This window comes from Tunturiibacter psychrotolerans (assembly GCF_051013365.1).
Classification (GTDB): Bacteria; Acidobacteriota; Terriglobia; order Terriglobales; family Acidobacteriaceae; genus Edaphobacter; species Edaphobacter psychrotolerans_A.
Window position 1 is genome coordinate 5,564,927 of the sequence record NZ_CP132941.1, and the last position, 24,860, is coordinate 5,589,786.

Below are 24,860 nucleotides of genomic sequence, written 5' to 3' on the forward strand. Positions count from 1 at the left end.
CACTAACTCGCCGCTCTAGAAACTCTTGATCAGCTGATCTGCCAACAAGCTCCACCCGTCGATCATCACGAAGAGCAGAATCTTCAACGGTGTCGAAATTACGACCGGCGGCAGCTGCATCATGCCAATCGAGGTCGTAATACTTGCTACAACCAAATCCACCAGCAGAAACGGCAGAAACAAGATCGCGCCAATCTGAAACCCTGCCTTCAACTCGCTCAGGATGTATGCCGGAACTACGACCTGAATCGGCAGGTCCTCTCTCTTGTTCGGCCGCACAGCCATGCCCGCCGACGCAAACACAGCAAGGTCCTTCTCCCGCGCATAGCGCAGCATGTATCTCTTTACAGGTGCCACTCCGAGGTCCAGTGCCTGCTCACCCGTTATCGTCCCCGCGCTGTACGGAGCGACCGCGGTATGCTCGACCTCCAGCAGAACTGGCTGCATCAGGAACCACGTCATCATCAACGCAAGCCCCATCAAAATCTGGTTGGACGGAGCAGTCTGCGTCCCCAGTGCCTGCCGCAAAAAATGAAAGACCACCAGGAGTCGCACCATCGGGGTCATCGACAGCAACAACGCCGGCAGCAGAGTCAACAGCGTCAGCCCAACGACGATCGACCATGGAACGCTCTTGCTCCCCGCCAGCTCGGATGCGATCGAATTGTTTTTCTTCGCCCCCGCAGTCGAAGTGTTCTCGTCCGCCACAGCCCCATGCGCCTTAACACCGGACTTGCTGCTCTTTGACGTAGCCTGACCGTGAACCCCAATAGAGCTTCCTGCGGGCTTCCTAACCCAGAATGACTCCGGCGCCATCACCGCTGCAGCCATCATCCTGCTCTCCGCCCGTGCATAAGCCACGGGCAAAGCCATCGCCAACACTGTCAGCGCCAGCACTAGCCGGTGAAGTGCAGTTCTCACCGGCATGGGGCATCCACCCTATCCGCCGTGAGGCTCGTCGAAGACTCAGCTCTCAGCCGAACAATTGTCTCCACGCTCTCGAAGCTGCCCCCAACCAGAAAACTCTCCCCCGCGCACGTCACCAGCATGAGTTGCCGTTTCCCGCCAAGCGGCAGTGTCTCCACCAACTGGAGCTGTTTCTTCTGAGAGACACGAGGCTCACGCCAACTCTGCGCCAGACCTAACACCCATCCCGCAAGTCCCTGTACCTCGGACGCCGCGGCTTCGTTCACATTTCGTGGTCTCACACCCTGCATAAACCGCATCTCAGCTCCTCGCTCAACACACTTTGTCGACTTTCCCTGCACCCCTACCCCAGACGCGTCAACCGAAGTCCCAACCGCTGATCCACCACCTCAAACTCACTCCAACCCAACTGCACCTGACCGACCATCAGCGGCACATCTTCGGTTTCAGGTGAGCCGCTTTCAAACACCTGGCCTACCTTCAACGTCAGCACGTCGCGCACCCTGAACCCAGTCAACGGAACTCCTACCCGCATCGTGATCCGCAGCTGCGACAGTGTCTCCCAAGATGGATGTTCTTCAATCCGCGTCATCCACGGAGCACCGGGCGAGGTCTTCACCAGATCCAGACTCTTCGTCCCAACACTTCCCATACCGGCCACCGCAAGCTCTGTCCCCGTCATCATCTCTCCCTGTCCGTTCGTCTCTTCTGCGAGTCAAATCTCGTGTTAGCGCTGAACCAGAAAGTCAGTGAAAAACACATCCATCACCTTCAGATCAGCATTATGTTCGGCCAACGCAGTCTTCAACTCTGTCTTCAGCTTTTCTTTGCCATCAACGGCCAGTAGACGGTCCGCAGTCTGTTGCCCAAGCACCGTCAACATCGTGTCGCGCACCGAGGCGACGGCATCACTGTTCTCCTTGCCATCTTTGGGCTTTTCTTCCTTGGGCCTCGCGTCTTTCCCTTCCGCGGGATCTGCCACACGCAAAGTCATCGCGATGCGGAGGTACGAGTTCCCACCTGCATCCGCGAGGTTCACCAGTAATGGATCCAGCACCATGGCATGGGTCGCAGCCGGGGCTGCAGCTTCCGCCCTGTGAGCTGCCCCTTCTCGTCCAGGCAGCCGACCAGTCCGCACCAGGTAGTACACAACGCCGCCAACACCCAACGTGGCGACAACAACTCCCAACACCACAGCAATCAACAAAGGAATGAGTGGAAACTTAGCCGCCACCGGAGCTGCCGCTGCAGCAGGAGGGAAATCCGGAGGAACCGTAGAAGAGGCGCCAGCAAGAACTGTAGGTGAAGTAGCCATGATGCCTGAAGAGATTGCAAGCGGGTGGCCAGTTCAGAGTCCGCGAACATTAGCGAATTTTCAGGTTGCGTTGTAAGGCTCGATCTCAAAGAGGAAAGAGCAGCCGAGGCGGCCAGCCGGTAGGACCGATCTTCCAGTCCCGCACCCGCTAAGCCGCCTCAACCAGCTTCAGGAGATGTTACCGAACCATCGCAATCACATCCTGCGAGATCGTATCGAAGGTCGTCACCGTCTTCGAATTGGCCTCGAACGCCCTCTGCGCAACAATCAGATTAGAAAACTCTGTTGAGATATTGACGTTGGACTGCTCGAGCGTACTATCGTCCACCGTTCCGCGCCCACCGGTTCCCGCCACTCCGGCAACGAACTGCCCCGAGGCCTCGGTCGTCTGGAAGTTATTGCCTCCCACGGAGACCAATCCCTGCACGTTGGCAACGTTCGCCACTGCAACCTGGCCGATCGTCTCTGAATTGCCGTTGCTGAACTGAGCCTCAATCACGCCGCTTGGATCCACGGTGAATCCCGTGTAGTTACCACTTGTAAACCCATCCTGCGGAGTCGCGCCGTTGCTGTTCGCAGAGGCCAACTGGCTGATAAGCGGGGTTGTACCGCCGCCATCCAGGTTCCAGTTGAAGCTGAGATTGCTGGCTCCATCTGCCAATCCCGTAAACGTAATAGGCCCTGGGACTGTGCTCGCCGGCCCCAGGTTCGTCCAGACAACTTGATTGGCTCCAGTGTTATCGGTGGTAGTTGCTCCCTGCGCAGTGCCCCAAGCCGGGGCTGCAGCTCCAGTAGTGCCGGTACCCGAGATGGAGGTCACCTTCTCCACATTGCCGTTCGAGTCAACGACAGTAGTTCCAACGGTCACCGCACTCGATGTCGGCCAGGTCGGTGATGTTTGCGGCGGAATCAGATTCCCCGACGTATCGAAGCTTAGAGTGCCAGTGGCATTCGCCGATCCGGTTGCATCGCCGGCGGGAAGCGCCACAGAGTAACTCCACGTGTTCGTGGCGGTCTTGCTATAAGTAATCGTCGCCTGATGGCTCTGACCGAGCGAGTCATAGATCTTTATCGGCGTCGTAAACGTTGTGCCAACTGTCGCCCCCGAGTTCAGGTTCGCGGTCACCGAAATATTCTGTGTTGCCTGAGCTCCTTCGGTCGCGCCCACTGGCAGCGTGATCGGCGCGGGATTAGTGTTCGTGTTCACTACCCCATTTGTAGCCGGATAACCCAGTACAAACTGACCGTCCTGGGTCGTCAGACTGCCGTTGTTAGCAACCGTAAAGTTACCGGCCCTGGTCAGAGACTGCTGGCCGTTTTGCTCCACGATGAAAAAGCCATTTCCATCCAGAGCCATATCGCTCGTGTTCCCATTGGCATCCGGCAAAAGTGTTCCTTCGCTGAAGTCCGTCGTAGTCGAGCCAACCTTGGTTCCTGACCCAACCTGAATCGGATCGCCCGCGCCGGACTCTCCAAGCTGTTGATGAAAGAGATCTTCGAACGAAGTCGTCTGTCCCTTATAAGCCGTTGTGTTTAGGTTTGCCAGATTGTTTCCAATCGTGTTCAACGCCGTCGTGTCAGCCTCAAGCCCTGACAGTGCAATCGAAAAATTTCCCATCTTTTTCTCCCTGTTCTTTCTGGTTGTAGTTCGGTTTGACCGCGCTGAACCCCGTTAAACGGGCGCTACGGGCTGTCCATCGCGTCTTAGCTCGCCGTCGAGCCGCCCCATATCGCATTCTGTCCCGGAATCGACTGCAAACCCGACGCAGCGTTGGCGCTCGTAGCTGCAGACACTGCATCCGAGCTCGCCCCTGAACTAGAGCCGGAACCAGAGCCCGAGCTGGGAGCTGACACTGCGCCATCAAGAGTCGTAATCCCCTGATTAATCGAAATCAACTGTTCAAGGCTGTTTACCTGTGCCAGCTGCGTAATGTATTGATTTGGGTCCGTCGGCTGCGTAGGATCCTGGTTCTGGAGCTCACTCACCAGCAACGTCAGAAAATCATCCGACGTAATATCCGATGGATCGCTCGCTGCACTGCTGCTGGCTGACCCGCTGTTAGATGTTCCGTTGGTCGACGACGCCTTCGGCGTCGCATGAACCGCCGCCTGCTTCGGAGCCAGGGCCGAAGCCACCGTTCCTGCCGACGACGCTCCCGATGTTACAAACGAATTCAGTTGTGACCAATCCATCCTTCTATCTCCTCATCTCATGTAGTTGTTGAAATTTGATCTGCACGTTATGCCCTAACGCTCAACCAGCTTCCGCCGCCTTCATAGACAGTCAGCGGTAGCGTCCCATCCTCTCCAACTCCCCGCAACTCCTGATAGCTCGAGACATCCTCTGTGGCCTCCGTGGCCGCATTCACAGAACTCTGTCGTTGCCCTCCTCCTTCGTTATTTCCCTGTGGCGTTTGGCCACTTGCTCCGCCTCCTGTTCCGGCTGAGTAGCCTAGCGAATCAGTTCCTGTGCCCGCCGTCGGATGAACAACAACCGAATTCACCGCAACCTTCTCCATTTGGAGATAGGCCGTCAGCGAGGGCAGCTCCCGATGCAGCATCTCCTGGCTCGCCGATGACGCCGCCGACACCGAAGCATTTACGACACCCCCATCTGTCATCTCGGCCCGAACCTTCAGCCATCCGTGTGTGCCATCAGGAATCCCCACCTCAAGCGCCGTTGGAGTCGCCGACAAAGTTCGTGGCATGGGTTCCATAGACCGCGCTGCCGCACCTGAACCATCCTGCTCTCTGAGTCCAGTACTCAATCCCGAAGTCTGAGCGTCAGACCCTCCATTTGGCAGCTTCACTAACCCTGTCACACCAGGCGGCACGGGCGCACTCGTAAGTTCGCTCCCTGAAGCCACCGAATGAATCAAGATCACCGGAGACTCGCCTGCAGTTCGTCCCTTACCATCGCCATCGCCGGCTTGACTCCCCGCTACTGCCGATGCCCTCTCTGCTCTCACGTCAATCTTCGCGGTTCCGGTCGGATCCGCTGAAGCCACGGGTGCCGTCTCACTATTCGACGCGGGAGTCTTCATGCTCTGCACAAAGTTTTTGTGACTCGAGCCATCTGCAGTTGCGGCAGTCGCCGTTGTGTTGCTCGCGGTCGCACTCACGAGCGCCGCTCCATCTGCAACGCCAGAACTCACAGCGTTATGTGAAAAAGTCGGGGCGACGATCAGCGCGACAGGCGCCTCTATCTGACCAGACACTGGAGCGAGAGTCTGTATGACAACGCCGTGTGCCGGCTTAGCCTCACCTGTCATCGCATGGACGACAGTCGTGCCATCCTTCGAAGCAACCGTCGCAGATGCGTCAGTTCCTTGCGTTTTGATTGTCTTTTTTGCGGTGACATTCTCCGGTGCTGGGCCTGTCGTCGCAATTCCCTTCGCTGTCACAGGCGTCTCGATACCGGGTATCAGAATCTGATTCTCGTCCCTCTGCCCCTCCGCCGGATTTACCTCTCCAAGCTGTGTGCTCAAGGCCGCAGCAACGGTCAGCCCCGTGAGCGTCTCCCCTGGGATCTCTTCCGTGTCCCCGGACAGTTCAGCAACTTGCGTTCCTGAATCTTCCGTCTCCCCACGAACCTGCGGCTCGACGACAGCGTCAGTCTGCGAGTGGCGACTCTTGCCGGCTGCGATCTCTTTGCTTGCACCTCCATTTGGGGCCACCTGGTCCGTAAGCGTTTTTGCCTTCCCCTCAGCCGTCAACTCAGGCACGCCAATCAGATTCTTCGTGACCAACTCCGGCCTGGGAGTACTCTCCTCGTGCGGTGTTCCAGCGACAGATACCTTCTCCACTAACGCCGCAGAGCCTCCTACTGAAGCCTCCAGATTCCACGCATTTGTACCAGCCGTCGCCTCAGGCACGCCAACCAGATTCTTGGCCGTCGCCTCCGCTTTTGCACTCCAAAACTCAGGCGGCGCTCCTGCAGCAGGGCCCTTGCCCACCGTCTCCGAAGAGATACCCACGCGAGCATCAAGAGCCTGCGCGAACGAGGTTCCCTCTGACCGATCTAACTCCTGAGCAACCGGGCGCTTCGTATTCTCTTCCGCACCCATCGACATCAGAATCGCTGTGCTCATCATCTCTGTCCCTCGCCCATCTCGTGCAGCCGATGCAATTGCAATCCACTGACCAAACCCATCCCGAAACTATTAGGAAGCCTTCATCTGCTGCTTCTCCTCCACCATCTCTGTCGCGTCGGTCCATCGCCTTCGCGACAGGAAGAGATCATCGGAGGTTGATTGCGCCCTTCGGCCCTCTTCCACCGCCGCTCGCCTCTCCATCTCCTCGAAGACTCGTTTCATCTGTTCTTTTTTCAAGCGGCTTGCGACATACTGCTCTCTGGCTGCATCGCTCAGCTCTTGGCGCTCCAGGCGAATCTTCTCCAATCTCTGTGTTCGCCACCCTGCGGTCTCCTGCTGGGTTTCTGAAATCATCCAACCAGCGCGATCTCCGGCCGAAAGCGCTTCGCGACCATCTGCACGCGCCGCCTGTGCGACACTCTGCTCCATCTCAATCGCCCGCTGTGCCTCATGAACCGCGATTGTTATCCTCTGCAGTTCGGTCGAATGCATCTGCTCCACAGCAGCATACAAATTCATCAATCGTTGCAAGGTCTCCAGCCGTGTCGACATTCTTTTAAATCTCCATCCCGTTTAGCCGTGCCACACTCTCCTGCATCGTCACGCGCTCATCGCTTCTCTGTTCAAGAAACTGACGCAACATAGGCATCGCCTGCATCGCCCGGTCAAGATCTTCATCGGTCCCCGCTTTGTAAGCTCCAATGCGAATCAAATCCTCTGACCGCGCATAAGCCGCCAGCAGTCTCCGCACTGTGGAGGCTTGCGCCCGATGCTCGGGCGCCGTGACCGCAGGCATCAACCGGCTCAGCGAATCCAGGACATTCACCGGTGGATACCATCCGCTCGCGGCCATCGCCCGAGACAACACCACATGCCCATCCAGCAGCGATCGCACCGCATCCACTACTGGATCCTGCTGATCATCGCCTTCCATCAGTACCGTATAAAAAGCCGTGATGCTTCCATTGCGAAAGTTTCCCGCGCGCTCCACCAGCTTCGCCAGCTTTGCAAACACCGAGGGCGTATACCCCTTGCTGGCTGGGGGCTCACCCGCCGCAAGCCCCAACTCTCGCGCCGCCATCGCGTATCGCGTCAACGAATCGAGCACCAGCAAAACATGTTTCCCCCGTGCCGCATAAAACTCCGCCACCGAGGTCGCCGCCATTGCCGCTCGCATCCGCAGCAGCGGACTCTGATCCGAAGTTGAAACCAACACCACCGATCGTTTGCGCCCCTCTTCCCCCAGCGAATCCTCGACAAACTCGCGCACCTCGCGCCCACGCTCACCCACCAACCCAACCACCGTAAGATCTGCGGCTGTATTCCGGGTCATCATCCCGATCAACGTGCTCTTACCCACACCCGAACCACCAAAGATCCCCACTCGCTGCCCGCGTCCAACCGTCAGCATTCCGTCCAACACACGAAGCCCAGTCTGCAAGGGCTCTCGGATCGGCTCACGCTCCATTGGGTGCGGTATAGTCCCATCAAGCGGCCACATCGCTGCCGCCCGCGGCGTCGGCAGCCCGTCAAGCGGCGTCCCCAAAGCATCTACGATTCGCCCTTCCATCTCCGTCCCTACCGCGATCTGCGGCGTCACACCCATGGCGAGCACCGCATCTCCATAGCGAATTCCCTGGGTCTCCTTCAAAGGCATTGCCAGCACATGCCTGCCGCGAAATCCGATAACCTCCGCCCGATGTCTTTGACCCTCGCTATCGACGATCTCGCAACACTCTCCCACTGAACATAAAGGGCCCTCGGCTTCGACCGTCTGCCCATTCGCCTCCACCACACGCCCGCTCCACCGCCAGGCTGGCCGATTCGCCAGCTGGGTCATGTAAACGCCCAGACGATTCGAACCCGTATCCACGGCGCTCTGAGTGTCACCTCTCATGCGGGCCTCTGCTGCAGCAGATCAAAGAAGCCTCGTTCAATCTCCTCCAACTGCGCGCTCACACCCAGTTCCACTCGGCCAACGTTTGTTTCAAGCACACATTCGCTGACTCCCAGCCGCTCATCTCCCACCAGCTTCAGAGCGGATTCTTGATTCGCGGCAAATGCCTCCCGCCACCTCTCAACCTCGCTAGCTGGCACTCGCAGCAGTACGCTACTATCCTTTGCAACCTTCTCTAGCGCCACTTTTACCACGCCAGTCAACAACAGCGGATCGAGTTCAGCCTCACGATGAAGCACTCGGGTCGCGATGGCTAGTGCCAACCGAACAATCTCACTCTCTACAGCGGCAAAGTATTTCGTGCGCTGTTCGCGAAACTCTTCTTCAACTCTTTGAAGCCGAGACCGCTCCTCCGCGATCGCCTCTTCAAGCTCCGCCTGCCATAGAAGACGAGCCTCGGCCATCGCCTCAGTCCGCGTTATCTCGATTCGCTCCAACATCTGTTCACTCTGCGACTGGAGCGGCCCCTCTACTGGCTCTTTCTCTTGCGGAAAAACCTCTGCGCCGTCGATCTCGTTCTCGCCTTCGCTATCAGTGATGGGCGTCGGTCGATCCAACGGATAAAACTCAAGCCGCGATATGTTCTTCGTACCCGACTTCATGAGCCTCTCGTGCAATCGCACCGCGGCCCTGCCGTTGGCATCTGCACCTGCGCTCTCAAACGGCGAGATCATCTTCCACCTCCATCTTCAAGATCATCCGTCCCTCGCTCTCAAGCTGCCTCGCCAGAGCAAGCAACTCCTGCTGAGCCGCATTGACGTCTCTCATCCGGACCGGTCCCATTACCTCCATGTCCTCCTTCAGCATCTCGACCGCACGTGAGCTCATTGCCTTGAACAAGTGAGCCTTCACGTTGTCCTTGCCGCCCTTCAGCGCAATCGCCAACGTCTTCTTGTCGACTTCGCTGACAAACTCGCGAATACTCTCGGCAGGCACCGTGCATAGGTCTTCGAACACAAACATCAGCTCGCGTATCCCGATAGCCACCTTCGGTTCGCTCTGTTCGATCTCCTCCAGGATCCCGCGACTCTCGCCCTGATCCAGTCGATTCAGCAGTTCGGCGACTGCCTTGAAGCCCGAGTACGACTTCCTCCCGCTCGAACCCATCTTCTCCATTCGCTTGTGCAGCGCCATCGCAACTGTCTGCGCCATCTCCGGCGAGAACTGCCGCATCTCCGCGAGGCGCCGCACTACATCCACCCGCATCGCACCCTGCAGATTCATCAGCACCGTCGAACCTCGCTTCGCATCGAGATGTGCCAGGACCAGCGCGACAGTCTGCGAGTGTTCATTCTCGAGAAACTTGCTCAGATGTTGCGCGTCCATATTCTGCAACATCGCCATGTCGCCATTCGTACGTTCGCGAATCTTCTTTACCTGCAGCAGCAACTCTTCCGCCCGCGAAGCGCCGAATGCCTCCGTCAAAAGCTTCAGCGCATACTCCGGTCCGCCGCGAACCATGTACTGCTGTGTCTCCAGCAATCCGTAAAACTCGGTCAGAACCTGGGTCAACTGCGCTGCCGGAACATCTCCCAGCCGCGTGATCTCCTCGGTCACCCGACGTACATCGTTCTCCGAGAGACTCTGAAAGAGCGTCTTCGCCAGTTCATCTCCAATCGCGACCATCAGGATCGCGGCCTTGCGCAGCCCTGGAATGTCAGCCGGCACAAACCCCGATTCTGGTGTCAACAGCAGCGGATTCTGCCGCATCGTCTCCGCACCTGAAAACTGCATCGCTGTCCCCATTACGACCTCTCCTCAGACGTTCCAATCCATGCCTCGATCAACCGCGTGCTCTGCGCCGGCTCACGACGAATGTGCTCCGACACCTGCTCGAAGATTCCCTGCTGCAACTGATAGGTCTTATTTCTCGACCGCGGCATCTCTTCAGCCGATTCCTCGGGCAACGGCAACAACTGTTCTCCCCCCGCGCCGATCACTCCCACTTCGCCACTCGCCGCCGGCAACATCATTGGCTCGCGTAACGTCGCACTCATCTGGCTTGCAACCGGCCGCAACACAAACAGCACCAGCAGCACACCGCAGAGACCAATCACCGCCGTTCGGACGAGTCCCGGTTGCGTATGCAACAGCCCGCGCACCTCTTCCATCAGCCTGTCCATGGCCGGTGGCTTTACCTCAGGAGCATTCGTGCTGAAGCTCACGTTTTGCATCACCACCTGGTCACCGCGCCTCGCATCATAGCCAACTGCAGCCTGCGCAAGCTCCTCCAGCCGATGCATCTCCTCCGCGCTACGCGGCTTCCACACTACATGTTCCAGCTTGCCCGCACCCTCGGTCATACTTCGATCGTTCACCACCACCGCAGCCGACACACGCCGCACCCGGCCCGGCCCCTGCTCCGTATGCACTAGATGTTTTGTAACTCCGTAGGTGCCATTTTCCTGATGAATGCTCTGCCCTTGCGCTCCATTCTGTTGCGGATACACCGGCAAAGCCTGAGCCTGTTTCTGCAGCAAGGGAGGAGTTCCTGGTGCAGCCGCCGCCTGCGATCCCGCCACTGCCCCCTCAGCCGACGCACCAGGCGAATTGCTAGCCGTCCCCGGAACGCCCGAAGGCCCTCCCCGTCCGGTCGATATCTGTTCGCTCTTCTGCATACTCAATGTCGCCACTTCGGTTGGGTCATAGACCTCGTCGGTCCGTTCTTCGCTGCCCTCGTCGTAGCTCACGTTCACGGTGGCGCGCACGTTGTCGCGCCCCGCCAGCGGCTCGAGCATCGCGACCAACTTTGCTTCCATCGCCTGCTCAGCGTCAGCCTCAGCCGCGTTGCTCGAACGCGGCTTGAAGTTCACTCGCCCATCAGCATCCACCAGCGTCACCTGATCCGTGCTGAGATTCTCCACCGACCCCGCCACCAAACTTCGGATCGCGTCCGCTTGCTCCGGATCGAGTGCATCCCGCTTCAGCTTCAATACGACCGAAGCTTTCGCCACCCTCTCTTCTGCGGTGAACAACGAGGGCTGCGGCAGCACCAGATGCACACGAGCCGACTTGACCACGCCCAAAGTTCCAATCGTGTGCTCAAGCTCGCCCTCAAGAGCGCGCTGATAGTTCACACGCTCATCAAACTCACTGCCCACCCAGTTCGGTTTATCGAATAACTCAAAACCAAGGCGCCCGGTCTGCGGCATCCCCTTCGCCGCCACTTCCATCCGAGCCTTATCCAACATATCTGCCGGCACCTGCACTCCGGCGCCATCCGCCGTCGTCTCGTAAGGAATTCCCGCCGCCGCAAGCTCCTGCGAAACCTGCTGCACATCCTTTGCATCGAGCCCGTTGAAGAGCACACGCCAATCCGGCCGGCCTGCAAACCAAACCATTGCGGCACACACCGCAGCCAGAAAAACCGCAGCTGCAATCAGCCACGTTCTTTTCGCCGCCGGCATCGCCATCAACCGCTCGCGCATCGCCGAGACCATCGCCTGCGCCTTCTCGAGTGGAGTCCCACCAACGACACCAGCGCCGGCCAGTCCCGCTCTTTGAATCCCCGCCCCGCCAACCTGTTCTGTCTCTGCCATCTCGCCCCAGCGTCTCTCTGAACCCTAAGTTCTTAGAACTGCATGCCCATCATCTGCTGATAAGCGCCTACTGCCTTGTTCCGCACCTGTAGCGCCAGTTCAAACGCCATATTCGCTTTCTGGCCCGCGATTAATGCGTCGTGGACCTCGACACCTGAGCCGTTTAACAATCCGGTCACCGCGTCAGAGGCCTTCTGACTCAAGGAATTGGTCTCCTTCACCATCGACTGCAACACTCCCGCAAACGGCACACTGCCCGCACCACCCGCATTCGACGCCGCGACACCCGCATCACTCAGGAAGCCATCATCGAGGCCCCCCATCCCTACTCCGCTCATCACTCCAGGACCAACAGGCAATCCGACCACAATTCCTCCTTTACGTTTCTTTTGTCTTCGCGCCCCGCGCCTATCGCCTTACTTCAGAAGGTCAAGCGAAGAGTTGAACATGCCCTTCTCCGCCGTGATCGCCGAGGCGTTCATCCCGTACGACCGCGTCGCCCCCATCAGATCCACCATCTCCGTCAGCGGATTGATATCCGGATACGCCACAAATCCATCCGGCCCCGCATCTGGGTGCGATGGGTCATACCGTTGCAGCGGCTTACTTGCATCTGCGATCACACCAGTTACTTCAACCCCGCCCGGCGTAAGATCGGCGGCAGTCACATCACCGCTCAAGCCACCGATAACCCCGCCGCTATAGATATTTTTGAAACCTGTCCCCGAACTAATGCTCGAGCCGCCACTCAACTGGTTCACCATCGAATCCTGAAACGTCCCACCATCTTGAGCTTGGAACACTACATGGTGGCGTTGATACGGCCCACCTTCCGTCGTTCGCGTCGTCTCAGCGTTGGCCATATTCGAAGCCACAACCTCGGCGCGCACTCGCTCGGCCTTCAACGCCGAACCGCTTATATCCATCACTCCAAAGATATTCATGGCCTATTTCGAATCCATATGAATTGCACTCATCACGGTTGAGAACTCACCCTTCAAGAGCTGCGTTCCCAGCTTGAACTGCATTTGTGCCTTCGCCAGTTGCAAACCCTCGCGGTCCATCGAAACGTTGTTGCCATCCGGCCGCGACACCAATCCATCGACGTCCTCCATCGGGGCTTGCACGCCTTCAAGGCCCGCCGCGCCGGCGCTATCATTCAACTGCTGAGCGAACACCGCTTCGAAGTCGAACCCCTGCGTCTTGAAGCCAGGCGTATCAACATTCGCCATGTTTCTCGCAGTCGTTTGCATCTGCTGACTGGTCAAATCCAGATATCGTCCTAACGCATCACTCATCGCTGTCGTCGTCTGCATGTCCTGCACCTCCACGCCATGACATATGCAGTCGTACGACCAAACAAAAGCGCTCTCAAATGAGAGCGCTCTTATCAACTTCAATTTTGGATTTGCTAAAACAAGCGGTTCGAAATCGCGGGTATCGTATCGAAAATGCGATCTACCCTCGCGTAGCTCGCCCGAAACGAATCTCGTCCTCTCCGATCTCCATTTTGTCCCCAGCCAGAATCGCACCACGCTCCAGCACATGCATTAGCTCTCGCACGTTGCCTGGCCATGAGTGTTCATACAACTTCGCCTCCGCATCAAGGGTCAACCGCTTTCTCGGCATCTCCTGGCCCATCTGCTCGAGGATGTGCTCCGCAAGCAACCCGAGATCGTCCATCCGTTCCCGTAGTGCAGGCACCTCAATTGGAAAAACAGCCAGCCGATGATAAAGATCGAGTCGGAAGGTCCTCTCCGCACCGACGCTGGTAGCAAGTTTCTCCAACGGCTGATGCGTCGCCGCGATCACTCTTACATCGACGCGCATCGTCTCGTTATCCCCCACCCGCTGCAACTCGCCACACTCCAAAAACCGCAGCATCTTCGCCTGCAAGGCCAACGGCATCTCGCCGATCTCATCCAGAAACAGAGTTCCCCCATGCGCCGCTTCGATCCTTCCCGTTCGCGACTGCACCGCCCCGGTAAAAGCTCCACGTGTATGTCCAAACAACTCAGCCTCAAGCAAAGCCTCAGGAATCGCTGCGCAGTTCAACACTGCGAACGGTTTGCCCGCTCGCTCACTCAAGCGATGCAGCGCCCGCGCCACAACTTCTTTTCCGGTTCCCGTCTCCCCTTCGATCAACACAGTCGTCGACCGCGGAGCGACCAGCCGAATTAACCGTGTCAGTTCGCGCATCGGCTCACTCGCGCCAATCATCTCTGGCAACATCGCCTCGTGCTTTGCCGCAGGCCGTCCCGCTTCTTCGCGGCCCAACAGGACCGCCAGCGCCTGCCGCGTCGACTCCAGCCGTATCTGTTCTTCTCTCTCCCGCTCCCCATCCTGGTCAACATCTTTTCTCGCTGGAGACGGCATCCGAACCGGCGCCCTCGTTCCCGCACCGGCCGCTGCTGGAGAAGGCTCTGGCACCGAAGCCGGAGCTGCCGCCCAGGCCGCCGTATCGTTCAGCGGAGCGTTCTGGGCCTCGCGCAACGCATGCAGCAACTCATTACGTCGCGGGCTCCGCGCCCCGCCATCCACGCCGCCATCCACCCGAAGTAGCTCCATCGCCGGGTACATCATCCGAATCACACTCGCAAACTCACCGACCTCCAGGTCTGGCAGCCAGCTATCCACCAGCAAAGCCTCCGACCGCGCGTCCTCAAGCTGTGCCATCGCCTCGGCTCCCCCACTGGCCTCTCGCACCTGCCACCGCAGTCCCGTCAAAGAGGTACGCAGCCGCTGCCTCAGTGCCGCATCCGCACTCGCCAATACCACCGTTCGTGCGGCAGCCACCTCGCCCGTCTCCATGTTTAGCACTGACTCCCGTCCCATGCCCATCTTCGTCACCCTATCCTCTCGTTATTCGTATCCGCCTTCACCTGTTGCAACATCGTCCGCATCGTTCCAACGGTTTGGTTCAATCGCACGCACTCTTTCAAAGCCTCTCGAATCGCTTCCAGCATGGCATCTGGTTCCCCAATCAGCTCGCCCATCGCCAGTCTGCACTGCAGCACCGTCAAAGGCTGGCAGAGACCATGCAGGGCCATGTCCAGGCGCTCCACAAACTCAGCGCGACCACTTTGTTGCGCAAGCTCACGCACCGGCAAACGCCGCACTTGCGGGAAGCATCCCAACTCGTCCCACCGGTTTACGCACAGCGCTCATGCGGTAACCCTCTCCCCGCACCGTCTCGATCACGGAGTTCCCCAGGTCGCCATCCGCACTCGCCGCCGCCAGCTTTCGCCGCAGATAGTTGATGTACACATCCACCACATTTGTCCCGGCATCGGGAGACATCTGCCACACATCCCGCAGCAACTCACTCCGGCTGCAGCACTGCCCACCCCGCTTCAGCAAAAACTCCAGCAGGCTAAACTCTTTCACCGTCAGATCCACCAGCTGTCCGTTGCGCATCACCTTGCGCTCCATCCGGTTCAACTCCACGTCGCCATGCCGCAGCACCGGATCGGCAAACTGCTCCCGTCGCCGCATCAGCGCGCGGCACCGCGCCGTCAGTTCATGAAAGCTGAAAGGCTTCAGCAGGCAATCATCCGCGCCAAGGTTCAGGCACTTCACCCGCTCCTCCACCTGGCTACGGCCTGTCAACACCAATACAGAGGTCTCATCGAAACGCCCGCTCATCTCAGCCAGCACTTCGGTTCCATCTTTCCGCGGAAGACTCAGATCCAGCACAATCAGGTCCGGACGATGTTCTTCCGCATATCGCAGTCCAGCCTCGCCATCAGTCACCCAATCCACCTGGTGCCCCTCCAGCTTCAAACCCTTCTGAAGAAACAATCCCAGTGCTACATCATCTTCCACGATCAAAACTCGCATTTCGTCTCCCAAAGCACAGTCAAGATGTTCAGGTCATCCGCGCCAACCGAAGTCACGTTACTCAACGGCGTGGTGTCTTATTACCTTGGTGCATTCACTTGATCCTGACAAGAGATCTTTCGCAAACTTTTGCGTGCGAATTTCAAAACGGGAATCCCTGCGTCATCGCGCCAAAAACCGCTCCACACGCGACGACACCGCTTCAGCATCGCACTGCATGATCAAGTGCGCGCAGCTTCCAGCCGAAATATAAGTCTCTGCCCCAACAGCCTTCGCCCACTCCAGCGCAGGCTGCGGAGTCACCATCCGATCCTCCGCAGCCACGATTACCAGAAACTTCACCGGCACTCCCCGCGCAACCTCTTCCAACGTTCTTCCATGCAGCACATCGTGATGCATAATCGCCTTCGCTTGCCACATTCTGTCGTTCGCGTCCTGTCGTTGTGGCGACTCTACCAACTTCATCCACTCCGCAAACCGTTCCCTCGGCACCTCCGCATTTCGATACTGTGGCGCACTCACAATCAGCGTCCCGATCGCATTGGCAAGCTTTAACTCCGGCTCCGTCACATACCGACCACCCATATATCCAGGATCCGACTCAATCGCCTCGACCAAAACCTGCTTCGACAACAGATCGAAACTCGTCACCTGCGGCGTCCCCACAATCGGCACTGCCATATCCAAAAACTTCGGATACAAAACGGCCCACGCGAACACCTGCTCTCCGCCCATCGACAGCCCCACTGCCGCGTGCACATGTCGGACATGGAGCACCTCCGTCAGCACGCGATACTGCGCCCGCACCATATCCTCCATGGTGAATGCCGGAAATTCCGGCCCGTGCTGCCGCTTGCTGTTCGAAGGCGACGAAGACACTCCATCCCCAAACGCATCGAACGCCACGCCAAAAAGCCGAGACGTATCCACCAACCGATGCCCGGTCTCCTTCTCGCCAAAAAACGGAATCAGCTCGTCACTTCGCCCATTCAGCCACGAAGGCACAACAACAACATTCGTTCCATCAGCGTTCATCACACCAAAGGTCCGATACCCAACCCTGCAATCCAGCACCACCTCCCCGCTCGCCAACGGGCACTCTCCCAACTCGGCAATCTTCTGCGCACCCTCTTCCGCCCGCCCAACCGAAACCGCCAACACCCAGATCACACCCAACCCAAAAATCCGAAGCCAGTTCCCCATGATTTTCATGAAATCAGCATATCCCTCGCCTACGAGCCAACTCCTGTAGCCCTCTTGAATACCTCCCTCAAATAAATCTTTCAGAAGCTCCTTGCAATTCGCTTTTTATTCGCTACAATCTCCGCATGGCTATAACACGGCGGCAAAAAGAGGTTATCGACTTCCTCTCCAGCTTCACCCAGAAGAACGGCTACTCTCCCTCCTACGAGGAAATCGCCAGCGGTCTGGGACTGAGCTCTCTCGCCACCGTGCACAAACACATCACCAATCTCCAAAACAAAGGCCTGCTCCAGCGCGCGCACAACCGCAGCCGCTCTATTGACGTACTCCCCGTTCGCAGCGGTAAAAAAGGCTCCGACCGTCTCCCCTTGCTCGGTCGCATCGCCGCCGGCAAGCCTGTCGAGGCCATCGAAAGCGCAGAGAGCATCTCTCTCTCTGACATTATTGGCAACCGCGAAGTCTTCGCCCTCGAAGTACGAGGCGACTCCATGCGCGACGAGCACATCGTCTCCGGCGACTACGTTCTGGTCGAACGCACCCGCACCGCACGCGAAGGCGAGATCATCGTCGCTCTCATCGATGGCTCCGACGCAACCCTCAAGCGCTTCTACCGCGAAGGCAGCATGATTCGCCTTCAACCCTCGAACACCGAAATGTCTCCCATCTACGCCCCTGCCGCGAACGTTAGCATTCAGGGCAAGGTCCTGGGTGTCCTCCGCAAATACGCATAAAATTCATATACGCCTCCCCTGCCCCACTGCTCTCTCCCTCCCACGTCTCCGCGTCTAAACGTCGATTCAGCAACATCGCCACGTCTTTACCGTAAACTTTTTCCAAGCTAACGGAACCGCGCAGCGCCTTCCTGCGTAACCACACTTCGAAGAGTCATCTCACCAGCAACACCGGGAGCAACCATTGGCCACGCAGCGTAAAAATAAACGGAAGACCTGGCTCTGGGCGGGCCTCACCGCCCTTGTCGTTATTGTCGTTCTTGGCGTCGTCGCAGCCGCCCGCGGCAACACGACAAAGTTCGAGCCCTCCCAACTTGCCAAAGCAGAGCGAGGAGATATCGCCCGCTCAGTAGTTGCCACCGGCAAGGTCCAGCCCATCACCAAGGTCGAAGTCAAATCCAAAGCCTCCGGCATCGTCACTCGTCTCGACACCGACATCAACGCCCAAGTTAAGCAAGGCCAGGTACTCGCCCAACTCGACCAGCAGGAGATCCTCGATCAGGTAGCTGCCCAGAAGGCCCAGCTCGCAGCAGCGGAGTCCAACGCCCGCGCCGCAGCAGCCTCCATCGAATACGACAAGGTCAACGCCGAAGCCCCCGATCTCCCCATGTACAAGCACACCTACGAGCGGAACCTCCAGATGTCCAAGGAGGGAGTCGTCTCCCAGCAGGCGCTTGATGACGCCCAGCAAAAGTACCTCGCCGACGTGAACACACGCGACAAAGCAGTAGCCCAAATCACCGTGGATACCTCGAAGCTACGCCAGGCCGAGGCCCAGGTAGCCCAGAACAAGGCCTCCCTAAAGCAGCTCGAAGAGCAGCTCGGCTACACCACCATCACCTCGCCCATGGATGGCGTCATCCTCTCCCGCGACGTCGAGATCGGTGACGCCGTCAGCTCCATCCTCGTCCTCGGCTCCACCGCTACCCTCGTCATGACCATCGGCGACATAAATCAGGTCTACGTGCAGGGCAAGGTCGACGAGTCCGACATCGGCAAGGTTTACCTCGGACAAGCGGCCCGCATCAAAGTAGAGTCTTTCAAGGACAAGACCTTCCTGGGCAAGGTCACCAAGATCGCTCCACTCGGCGTTGAAAAAGATAACGTCACCACCTTCGAAGTTCGCGTCTCCATCGACAACCCGGGCGGCGAACTCAAAGCCAACATGACCGCGAACGCGGAGATCCTCCTCGAAGAACACAAAAACGTCCTCACCGTTCCAGAGCAGGCCGTCCTCTACGACAAAGATCGCAATGCCTCCGTCGAAATCCCCGACCCCAAACAAAAGACCGGCCGTAGAAAGGTCGATATCAAAGCCGGCATCTCTAACGGCACAAAAACCGAGATTCTCGCCGGCCTCAATCCCGGGGACACCGTCATTCTTCAGTAATAGCATGCAGGGCCAGTGACACTACTCAAATTCGCCGTCTGAGCGAACAAAGATCGCAACTAATATCTGTTGAGCTAACATCTAAACCGCAGTCCCCAGAGTCGACATAAGGAACCATCATGACGATCAAACTACTCACCTCCACCGTCGCAATTCTCTCCCTGGCCGCAGCCTCCGCCTTCGCAGCAGACAGCACCTTCGAGCGCACCCTCAGCGCCGGCAGCTCTCCGAACGTCTCGATCTCCACCGGCTCTGGTTACATCCGCCTCCATCCCGGCTCCGGAGATCAAATCCACATCGTCGGCCACGTCCACTCCAGCCATGGCTGGATGAGTGGTGGCAGCGACGCCGACAGCCGCGTTCAACAGATCGTCAGCAACCCGCCGATCGTCCAGAATGGTAACGACATCACCATCGGGGAACGTCACAACAACGACCTCTTCCACAACATCAGCATCGACTACGAGGTCACCCTCCCCCGCGGATCCGCCATCAACTCCACCACAGGCTCCGGCGACGTCGAAATTCAGGACGTCGGTGCCTCAGTCAAAGCTCAGAGCGGCTCCGGCAGCGTCCGTGTCCACGGCGTCCAGGGCATGACCAATCTCGGTACCGGCTCCGGAGACATCGAACTTCAGCAAACCGGCCCCGGTGACGTCAAAGCCGAAACCGGCAGCGGCAGTATCCGCCTCCACGGCATCTCCGGAGGCCTCAAGGCCAGCACTGGCTCCGGCGACATCGAAGCCGAAGGCCAACCCACCAGCGACTGGAAGGTCTCAACCGGCAGTGGAAGCGTTCGGCTCTCCGTCGGCAATGCCCACTTCACTCTCGACGCCGACACCGGCTCCGGCAACATCAGCGTCGCCCAACCCATGACCATGCAGGGCAGCCTCAATCGGCACCACGTCAGCGCGGTCGTAGGCGGCGGAGGCCCCACCATCCGCGTAGGCACCGGCTCGGGCGATATCCAGATCAAATAGCCCACCCCAAACAGTAACTGGCGCTGCGAACGCATCCGCAGCGCCTTTTTTGTCTGTGAGCCCATCGTTTACCCTTAAACCATGTCGCTTGCCTTCCCTCCCCGCCTCATCGTCTTCGATCTCGACGGCACCCTCATCGACTCCCGCGTCGATCTCTGCAACTCCGTCAACGCAACGCTGGCTCACCTCGGCAAGCCTACCCTCCCCGAAGCTGTCATCTCCGGCTACATCGGCGACGGAGCCTCCATGCTCGTCCGACGCGCCATCGGCGACCCGGAAGGCGACTCCACTGACGAGCAATATGTAACCGAAGCACTCACATTTTTCCTCAACTACTACCGCGTCCATAAACTCGACTACACCTACGTCTATCCAGGCGTCCTCGAAGCCCTCGAAGCCATCCGCACCACACATCCAGAAACCCTCATGGCCGTCCTCACCAATAAGCCCGTTCACCCCTCCCGCGACATCTGCGCTCATTTCGGCCTCTCCCGCTTCTTCTTTCAGAACTACGGCGGCAACAGCTTCCACACCAAAAAGCCTGACCCCCACGGCTTAGAAGCCCTCATCAAGGAAGCCTCCGCCCTCGCCGGCAGCACCATTACCCCCACCGAAACCATCATGGTCGGCGACACCGACATCGACGTCCTCACCGCCCGCAACTGCGGCGCCCGCAGCATCGGCTGTGCCTTCGGCCTCAAACCCCACTCCCTCGCCGACGCCCCGCCCGACCACCTGGCCAACTCCCCAACCGACTGGCCCTCCCTCATCGCCGCCAATCCGCCGCAAATCTTTTGACGCCCTCCCGGTCGCTTGCTACCCTCATCAGCAAATGGCCAACAACCCCAACCCGCTCGCCACAACCTGCTGCATCATCGGCGGAGGCCCGGCGGGCATCATGCTAGGCTTCCTCCTCGCCCGCGCCGGCGTCAAGGTTACAGTCCTCGAGAAACACAAAGACTTCTTCCGCGATTTCCGCGGCGACACCATCCACCCCTCCACGCTCGATCTCCTCCACGAGCTCGGCCTCCTCGAAAAGTTCCTCACCATCCCGCACTCCCAGGTCGCGGCGCTCTCCGCTATCGTAGGCGGCGAACGCTTCGCCATAGCCAATTTTTCCCACGTCCCCACCTACTGCAAGTTCATCGCCCTCATGCCGCAGTGGGACTTCCTCGACTTCCTCGCCTCCGAAGCCGCCCGCTATCCGCCCTTCACCCTCCGCATGGGCTGGGAGGCCACCGGCCTCATCAATGAAAACGGAGTCACCACAGGAGTCCGCGCCAAGACTCCCGACGGCCCCGTCGAGATCCCCGCCACCATAACCATCGGCTGCGACGGTCGTCACGCGATCTCCCGCGACGCAGGACACCTCCCGCTCAACGACGAAGGCGTTCCCATCGACGTCCTCTGGCTAAAAATCGCGCGCCAACCCTCTGACCCCGAGAACGCCCTCGGCTACATCAACTTCGGTCGCCTCATCATCCTCATCAACCGCAACGACTACTTCCAGATCGGCTACATCATCGCCAAAGGCACCTTCCCCCAGATCCAGCAAGCCGGCATCCCCGCCTTCCAGCAGAGCATCGAGCGCATCGTTCCCTTCCTCGCCGGTCGCACCGCCGAGATCGACTCCTGGGACAAGGTCAAACTTCTCACCATCCAGGTCAACCGTCTCCAGGAGTGGTCCTCACCAGGCCTGCTCTGCATCGGCGACGCTGCCCACGCCATGTCTCCCGTCGGCGGCATCGGCATCAACATCGCCCTTCAGGACGCCGTAGCCACCGCCAACATCCTCACCGAAGCTCTGCTCTCAAACTCCCTCACCCAACACCATCTTCGCCAGGTACAGGACTATCGCGAACCCGCCGTCCGCAACACCCAACGCGTTCAGGTCTTCGCCCACCGCATCCTCGACCGCGTCCTCCGCGACGAGGGACCCATCAAACCACCGCTCGCCCTGCGCATCCTCACCCACATCCCCGGCTTCCAAAATCTACCCGCCCGCTTCGTAGGAGTAGGCCTCCAACCACAGCACATCAAAAACTTCTAGAGCCCCACGAATCGCTCCTACTACATTTGACATTGTTCCTTCTCGTCGTCATCCTGAGCGGAGCGAAGGATCCCTGTATTTGCCCTTGCCGTTGCATGTTTTTGTTTCGCCTGCTTCACTCAAACCCGCGATTCCAGCTCGAAATCACTCGCGTCTCCCGTTCCCATCCCATCAGGCTCACGCTCCCCGTTCCCAGCGCCAGCAAACTCCCCCCAGTCGCGTCCAACCCAATCCACCGCGCCGCCAATATCCGCAAAATATGTGCATGCGCAAACAGCGCCACCTTCCCTCCCTGCGGAGCAGCCGCCAGCGCACGAGCGATCACCCCATCCGCGCGCTCCCCCACATGCTCCACCGTCTCACCGTCAACAATCTCGTTCTTCCACACCGACCATCCCGGAATCTGCGCCTGAATCTCCTTCGTCGTCTTCCCCTCATACACGCCGTAATCCCACTCCATCAGACCCTTCTCCACCACAGCCTGATCCCCAAACCCCGCAATGGCACAGGTCTCCCGAGCCCTCTGCATCGGGCTTTCAAACACCGCATCGAACTTCGTGCCCTTCAAATAATCCCGCAACTCCTCTGCCCGCTTCCGCCCATGGTCGGTCAGCGGAATATCTGTCCGGCTCGTATGCGCCCCACTCAAACTCCACTCCGTCTCTCCATGCCGCACCAGCCACAACTCCGTTCCCACACTCATCCCAGCCTCCTAATCCGTGTTGTCAAAAAAAATGCCGTCATCCTGAGGGCAGCGAAGGATCCCTGTATTTGCTCTCTGCATCGCGCCACTCTTCGCATCCAACCCTCTCCATAAACTATCCTATAAAGATGGACTTTCAGCTCTCGACCACCTACAAGCCCCAGGGCGACCAGCCCCGCGCCATCTCCGAGCTCGTCTCCGGCATCCACGCCGGAGAAAAAGATCAAGTCCTTCTCGGCGTCACCGGCTCCGGCAAAACTTTCACCATGGCCAAGGTCATCGAAGACCTGCAGCGTCCCGCCCTCATCCTCGCGCACAACAAAACCCTCGCCGCCCAGCTCTATCACGAGTTCAAAACCTTCTTCCCCAACAACGCCGTCGAATACTTCGTCTCCTACTACGACTACTACCAGCCAGAAGCCTACATCCCCGCCGGCGATCTCTTCATTGAGAAGGAATCAACCATCAATGAAGAGTTGGATAAACTTCGCCTCGCCGCCACCCGCAGCCTCTTCGAGCGCCGCGACGCCATCATCGTCTCCTCTGTCTCCTGCATCTACGGCCTCGGCTCGCCCGAAGCCTACTACGGCATGCTGATGATGCTCGAAAAAGGCCAGAAAATAAAGCGCGAAGACATCACCCGCCGTCTCGTCGAAATCCTCTACGATCGCAACGACGTCGACTTCCGTCGCGGCACCTTCCGCGTCCGCGGCGACATCATCGAGGTCTACCCCACCTACGACGAAAACGCCTATCGTATAGAGCTCTTCGGCGACGAAATCGATTCCCTCTCCCAGATCGATCCCCTCTTCGGCACCGTCAAGCAGAAGTACTCCCGTCTCCCCATCTATCCCAAATCCCACTACGTCGTCCAACCCGAGCGCAAAGCCACCGCCGTCGCCACCATCCTCGAAGAGATGGAGTGGTGGGAAAAAGAACTAGAAAACCAGGGCCGCCTCGTCGAATCCCAGCGCATCCACCAACGCACCCGCTTCGATCTCGAGATGATCAAATCCGTTGGCTACTGCCACGGCATCGAAAACTACTCGCGCCACTTCTCCGGCCGCCTCCCCGGCGAACCCCCACCCACGCTCCTCGACTACTTCCCGCAAGACTATCTCCTCTTCATCGACGAGTCCCACGTCACCGTCCCCCAACTCCACGGCATGTGGCACGGCGATCGCAGCCGCAAACAAAACCTCGTCGACTACGGCTTCCGACTCCCCTCCGCAATGGACAACCGCCCCCTGCGTTTCGAAGAGTTCGAATCCCGCACCGGCCAGATCATCTACGTCTCCGCGACACCCGGCGCCTACGAGCTAACAAAATCCGCAGGCGTAGTCGTCGAGCAAATCATTCGCCCCACCGGCCTCATCGATCCTCAGGTCGAAATCCGCCCCATCAAAGGCCAGATCGACGACCTCCTCGCCGAGATCCGCGACCGCACCGCAAAAAACCAGCGCGTCCTCGTCACCACCCTCACCAAGCGCATGTCCGAAGACCTCGCCAGCTACTACACCGAAGTCGGCGTCCGCTGCCGCTACATGCACTCCGAGATCGAAACCCTCGAACGCATCAAGCTCCTCCGCGACCTCCGCAAAGGCGAGTACGACGTCCTCATCGGCATCAACCTCCTCCGCGAAGGACTCGACCTCCCCGAAGTCTCGCTCGTCGCCATTCTCGATGCAGACAAAGAAGGCTTCCTCCGCTCCCAAGGCTCTCTCATCCAAACCATCGGCCGTGCCGCCCGCCACGTCGAAGGCCGCGCCATCCTCTACGCCGACAAGATGACCGACTCCATGCAGCGCGCCATCAACGAGACCGACCGCCGCCGCGAAAAGCAAGTCGCCTACAACGAAGAAAACGGCATCACTCCCGCCAGCATCATCCGCCCAATAGAGATGGGCCTCGCCGGCATCCTCAAAGCCGACTACGCCGACCTCACCGACGAAGCCGAAGGCATGCCCGACTTCTCTACCCAGCAAGAACTAGACACCTACATCGGCAAACTGGAATCCGACATGCGCGAAGCCGCCAAAAAATTCGAATTCGAAAAAGCCGCCAAACTCCGCGACACCGTAAAGGAACTCCGCACCAAAGAATTCCTGTTTAGCTAGGTAATGATGATCAC

General features: G+C 58.8%; 26 protein-coding genes. 6 read left to right on the plus strand and 20 right to left on the minus strand.

The window, feature by feature from the left end; all coding sequences use genetic code 11:
- Window positions 1-15: 15 nt before the first annotated feature.
- The 19 genes from fliP to RBB76_RS23740 all read right to left on the minus strand — a co-directional run bounded on the left by fliP (window position 16) and on the right by RBB76_RS23740 (window position 16,884).
- Window positions 16-927: a flagellar type III secretion system pore protein FliP gene (fliP, locus tag RBB76_RS23650; protein WP_429630620.1), complete on the minus strand. Its 912-nt coding sequence runs from the start codon at window positions 925-927 to the stop codon at window positions 16-18.
- Window positions 918-1,226, minus strand: coding sequence for a flagellar biosynthetic protein FliO (locus tag RBB76_RS23655; RefSeq protein ID WP_429630618.1), 309 nt, complete (start codon window positions 1,224-1,226; stop codon window positions 918-920). Before RBB76_RS23655 ends, fliP begins: the two co-directional genes overlap by 10 nt.
- Before the next feature lie 44 nt (window positions 1,227-1,270).
- Complete coding sequence (locus RBB76_RS23660) at window positions 1,271-1,612, minus strand: FliM/FliN family flagellar motor switch protein (protein ID WP_429630615.1); 342 nt, start codon at window positions 1,610-1,612, stop codon at window positions 1,271-1,273.
- A gap of 42 nt (window positions 1,613-1,654) precedes the next feature.
- Window positions 1,655-2,242, minus strand: coding sequence for a flagellar basal body-associated FliL family protein (locus RBB76_RS23665; protein ID WP_429630613.1), 588 nt, complete (start codon window positions 2,240-2,242; stop codon window positions 1,655-1,657).
- Between the two features lie 178 nt (window positions 2,243-2,420).
- On the minus strand, window positions 2,421-3,860 hold the full coding sequence (locus RBB76_RS23670; RefSeq protein ID WP_429630611.1) for a flagellar hook protein FlgE: 1,440 nt from the start codon (window positions 3,858-3,860) through the stop codon (window positions 2,421-2,423).
- 86 nt (window positions 3,861-3,946) lie between these two features.
- Window positions 3,947-4,435 (minus strand): flagellar hook capping FlgD N-terminal domain-containing protein, encoded by a 489-nt coding sequence (locus RBB76_RS23675; protein WP_429630609.1) that lies wholly within the window; start codon window positions 4,433-4,435, stop codon window positions 3,947-3,949.
- A gap of 47 nt (window positions 4,436-4,482) precedes the next feature.
- Window positions 4,483-6,336, minus strand: coding sequence for a hypothetical protein (locus tag RBB76_RS23680; protein ID WP_429630607.1), 1,854 nt, complete (start codon window positions 6,334-6,336; stop codon window positions 4,483-4,485).
- Between the two features lie 69 nt (window positions 6,337-6,405).
- The gene (locus tag RBB76_RS23685; protein ID WP_429630606.1) at window positions 6,406-6,888 is read right to left on the minus strand and encodes a hypothetical protein; all 483 of its coding nucleotides are present in this window, start codon (window positions 6,886-6,888) and stop codon (window positions 6,406-6,408) included.
- Between the two features lie 4 nt (window positions 6,889-6,892).
- Window positions 6,893-8,233 (minus strand): FliI/YscN family ATPase, encoded by a 1,341-nt coding sequence (locus tag RBB76_RS23690; RefSeq protein ID WP_429630604.1) that lies wholly within the window; start codon window positions 8,231-8,233, stop codon window positions 6,893-6,895.
- Entirely contained in the window at window positions 8,230-8,967 is a 738-nt protein-coding gene (locus RBB76_RS23695) for a FliH/SctL family protein (RefSeq protein WP_429630602.1), read from the minus strand. The genes RBB76_RS23690 and RBB76_RS23695 overlap by 4 nt, the downstream gene beginning before the upstream one ends.
- Window positions 8,951-10,039 carry a flagellar motor switch protein FliG gene (gene fliG, locus RBB76_RS23700; RefSeq protein ID WP_429630600.1) on the minus strand — a complete coding sequence of 363 codons (1,089 nt, stop codon included), beginning with the start codon at window positions 10,037-10,039 and terminating at the stop codon, window positions 8,951-8,953. The genes RBB76_RS23695 and fliG overlap by 17 nt, the downstream gene beginning before the upstream one ends.
- Window positions 10,039-11,832 carry a flagellar basal-body MS-ring/collar protein FliF gene (gene fliF / locus RBB76_RS23705; RefSeq protein ID WP_429630598.1) on the minus strand — a complete coding sequence of 598 codons (1,794 nt, stop codon included), beginning with the start codon at window positions 11,830-11,832 and terminating at the stop codon, window positions 10,039-10,041. Before fliF ends, fliG begins: the two co-directional genes overlap by 1 nt.
- A 32-nt stretch (window positions 11,833-11,864) precedes the next feature.
- The gene (gene fliE / locus RBB76_RS23710) at window positions 11,865-12,200 is read right to left on the minus strand and encodes a flagellar hook-basal body complex protein FliE (protein WP_429630596.1); all 336 of its coding nucleotides are present in this window, start codon (window positions 12,198-12,200) and stop codon (window positions 11,865-11,867) included.
- A 48-nt stretch (window positions 12,201-12,248) separates the two neighbouring features.
- Window positions 12,249-12,776: a flagellar basal body rod protein FlgC gene (flgC, locus tag RBB76_RS23715; RefSeq protein ID WP_429630594.1), complete on the minus strand. Its 528-nt coding sequence runs from the start codon at window positions 12,774-12,776 to the stop codon at window positions 12,249-12,251.
- 3 nt (window positions 12,777-12,779) lie between these two features.
- Entirely contained in the window at window positions 12,780-13,148 is a 369-nt protein-coding gene (gene flgB / locus RBB76_RS23720; protein ID WP_429630592.1) for a flagellar basal body rod protein FlgB, read from the minus strand.
- Between the two features lie 142 nt (window positions 13,149-13,290).
- A complete protein-coding gene (locus RBB76_RS23725) occupies window positions 13,291-14,673 on the minus strand; it encodes a sigma-54 dependent transcriptional regulator (RefSeq protein WP_429631148.1) in 1,383 nt (460 codons plus the stop codon).
- Between the two features lie 5 nt (window positions 14,674-14,678).
- Entirely contained in the window at window positions 14,679-14,951 is a 273-nt protein-coding gene (locus RBB76_RS23730) for a hypothetical protein (protein WP_433963485.1), read from the minus strand.
- Window positions 14,929-15,672 carry a response regulator transcription factor gene (locus RBB76_RS23735; RefSeq protein WP_429630588.1) on the minus strand — a complete coding sequence of 248 codons (744 nt, stop codon included), beginning with the start codon at window positions 15,670-15,672 and terminating at the stop codon, window positions 14,929-14,931. The genes RBB76_RS23730 and RBB76_RS23735 overlap by 23 nt, the downstream gene beginning before the upstream one ends.
- 162 nt (window positions 15,673-15,834) lie before the next feature.
- Window positions 15,835-16,884, minus strand: a complete 1,050-nt coding sequence (locus RBB76_RS23740; RefSeq protein ID WP_429630586.1) for an alpha/beta fold hydrolase — start codon at window positions 16,882-16,884, stop codon at window positions 15,835-15,837.
- Between the two features lie 116 nt (window positions 16,885-17,000).
- Here RBB76_RS23740 and lexA point away from each other — a divergent pair, with 116 nt between their 5' ends.
- The 5 genes from lexA to RBB76_RS23765 all read left to right on the plus strand — a co-directional run bounded on the left by lexA (window position 17,001) and on the right by RBB76_RS23765 (window position 22,026).
- Window positions 17,001-17,606 (plus strand): transcriptional repressor LexA, encoded by a 606-nt coding sequence (lexA, locus tag RBB76_RS23745; RefSeq protein WP_183980682.1) that lies wholly within the window; start codon window positions 17,001-17,003, stop codon window positions 17,604-17,606.
- Between the two features lie 184 nt (window positions 17,607-17,790).
- Window positions 17,791-18,996: an efflux RND transporter periplasmic adaptor subunit gene (locus tag RBB76_RS23750; protein ID WP_429630583.1), complete on the plus strand. Its 1,206-nt coding sequence runs from the start codon at window positions 17,791-17,793 to the stop codon at window positions 18,994-18,996.
- Window positions 18,997-19,115: 119 nt separating this feature from the next.
- Window positions 19,116-19,976 carry a DUF4097 family beta strand repeat-containing protein gene (locus RBB76_RS23755; protein ID WP_429630581.1) on the plus strand — a complete coding sequence of 287 codons (861 nt, stop codon included), beginning with the start codon at window positions 19,116-19,118 and terminating at the stop codon, window positions 19,974-19,976.
- An 81-nt stretch (window positions 19,977-20,057) separates the two neighbouring features.
- Complete coding sequence (locus RBB76_RS23760) at window positions 20,058-20,774, plus strand: HAD family hydrolase (RefSeq protein ID WP_429630579.1); 717 nt, start codon at window positions 20,058-20,060, stop codon at window positions 20,772-20,774.
- Between the two features lie 34 nt (window positions 20,775-20,808).
- On the plus strand, window positions 20,809-22,026 hold the full coding sequence (locus tag RBB76_RS23765; protein WP_429630576.1) for an FAD-dependent oxidoreductase: 1,218 nt from the start codon (window positions 20,809-20,811) through the stop codon (window positions 22,024-22,026).
- Window positions 22,027-22,141: 115 nt separating this feature from the next.
- On the opposite strand, the gene RBB76_RS23770 is transcribed toward RBB76_RS23765, so the two are convergent.
- The gene (locus RBB76_RS23770; RefSeq protein WP_429630573.1) at window positions 22,142-22,729 is read right to left on the minus strand and encodes a histidine phosphatase family protein; all 588 of its coding nucleotides are present in this window, start codon (window positions 22,727-22,729) and stop codon (window positions 22,142-22,144) included.
- 128 nt (window positions 22,730-22,857) lie between these two features.
- Here RBB76_RS23770 and uvrB point away from each other — a divergent pair, with 128 nt between their 5' ends.
- Entirely contained in the window at window positions 22,858-24,846 is a 1,989-nt protein-coding gene (gene uvrB, locus RBB76_RS23775) for an excinuclease ABC subunit UvrB (RefSeq protein WP_429630571.1), read from the plus strand.
- Window positions 24,847-24,860: the final 14 nt, after the last annotated feature.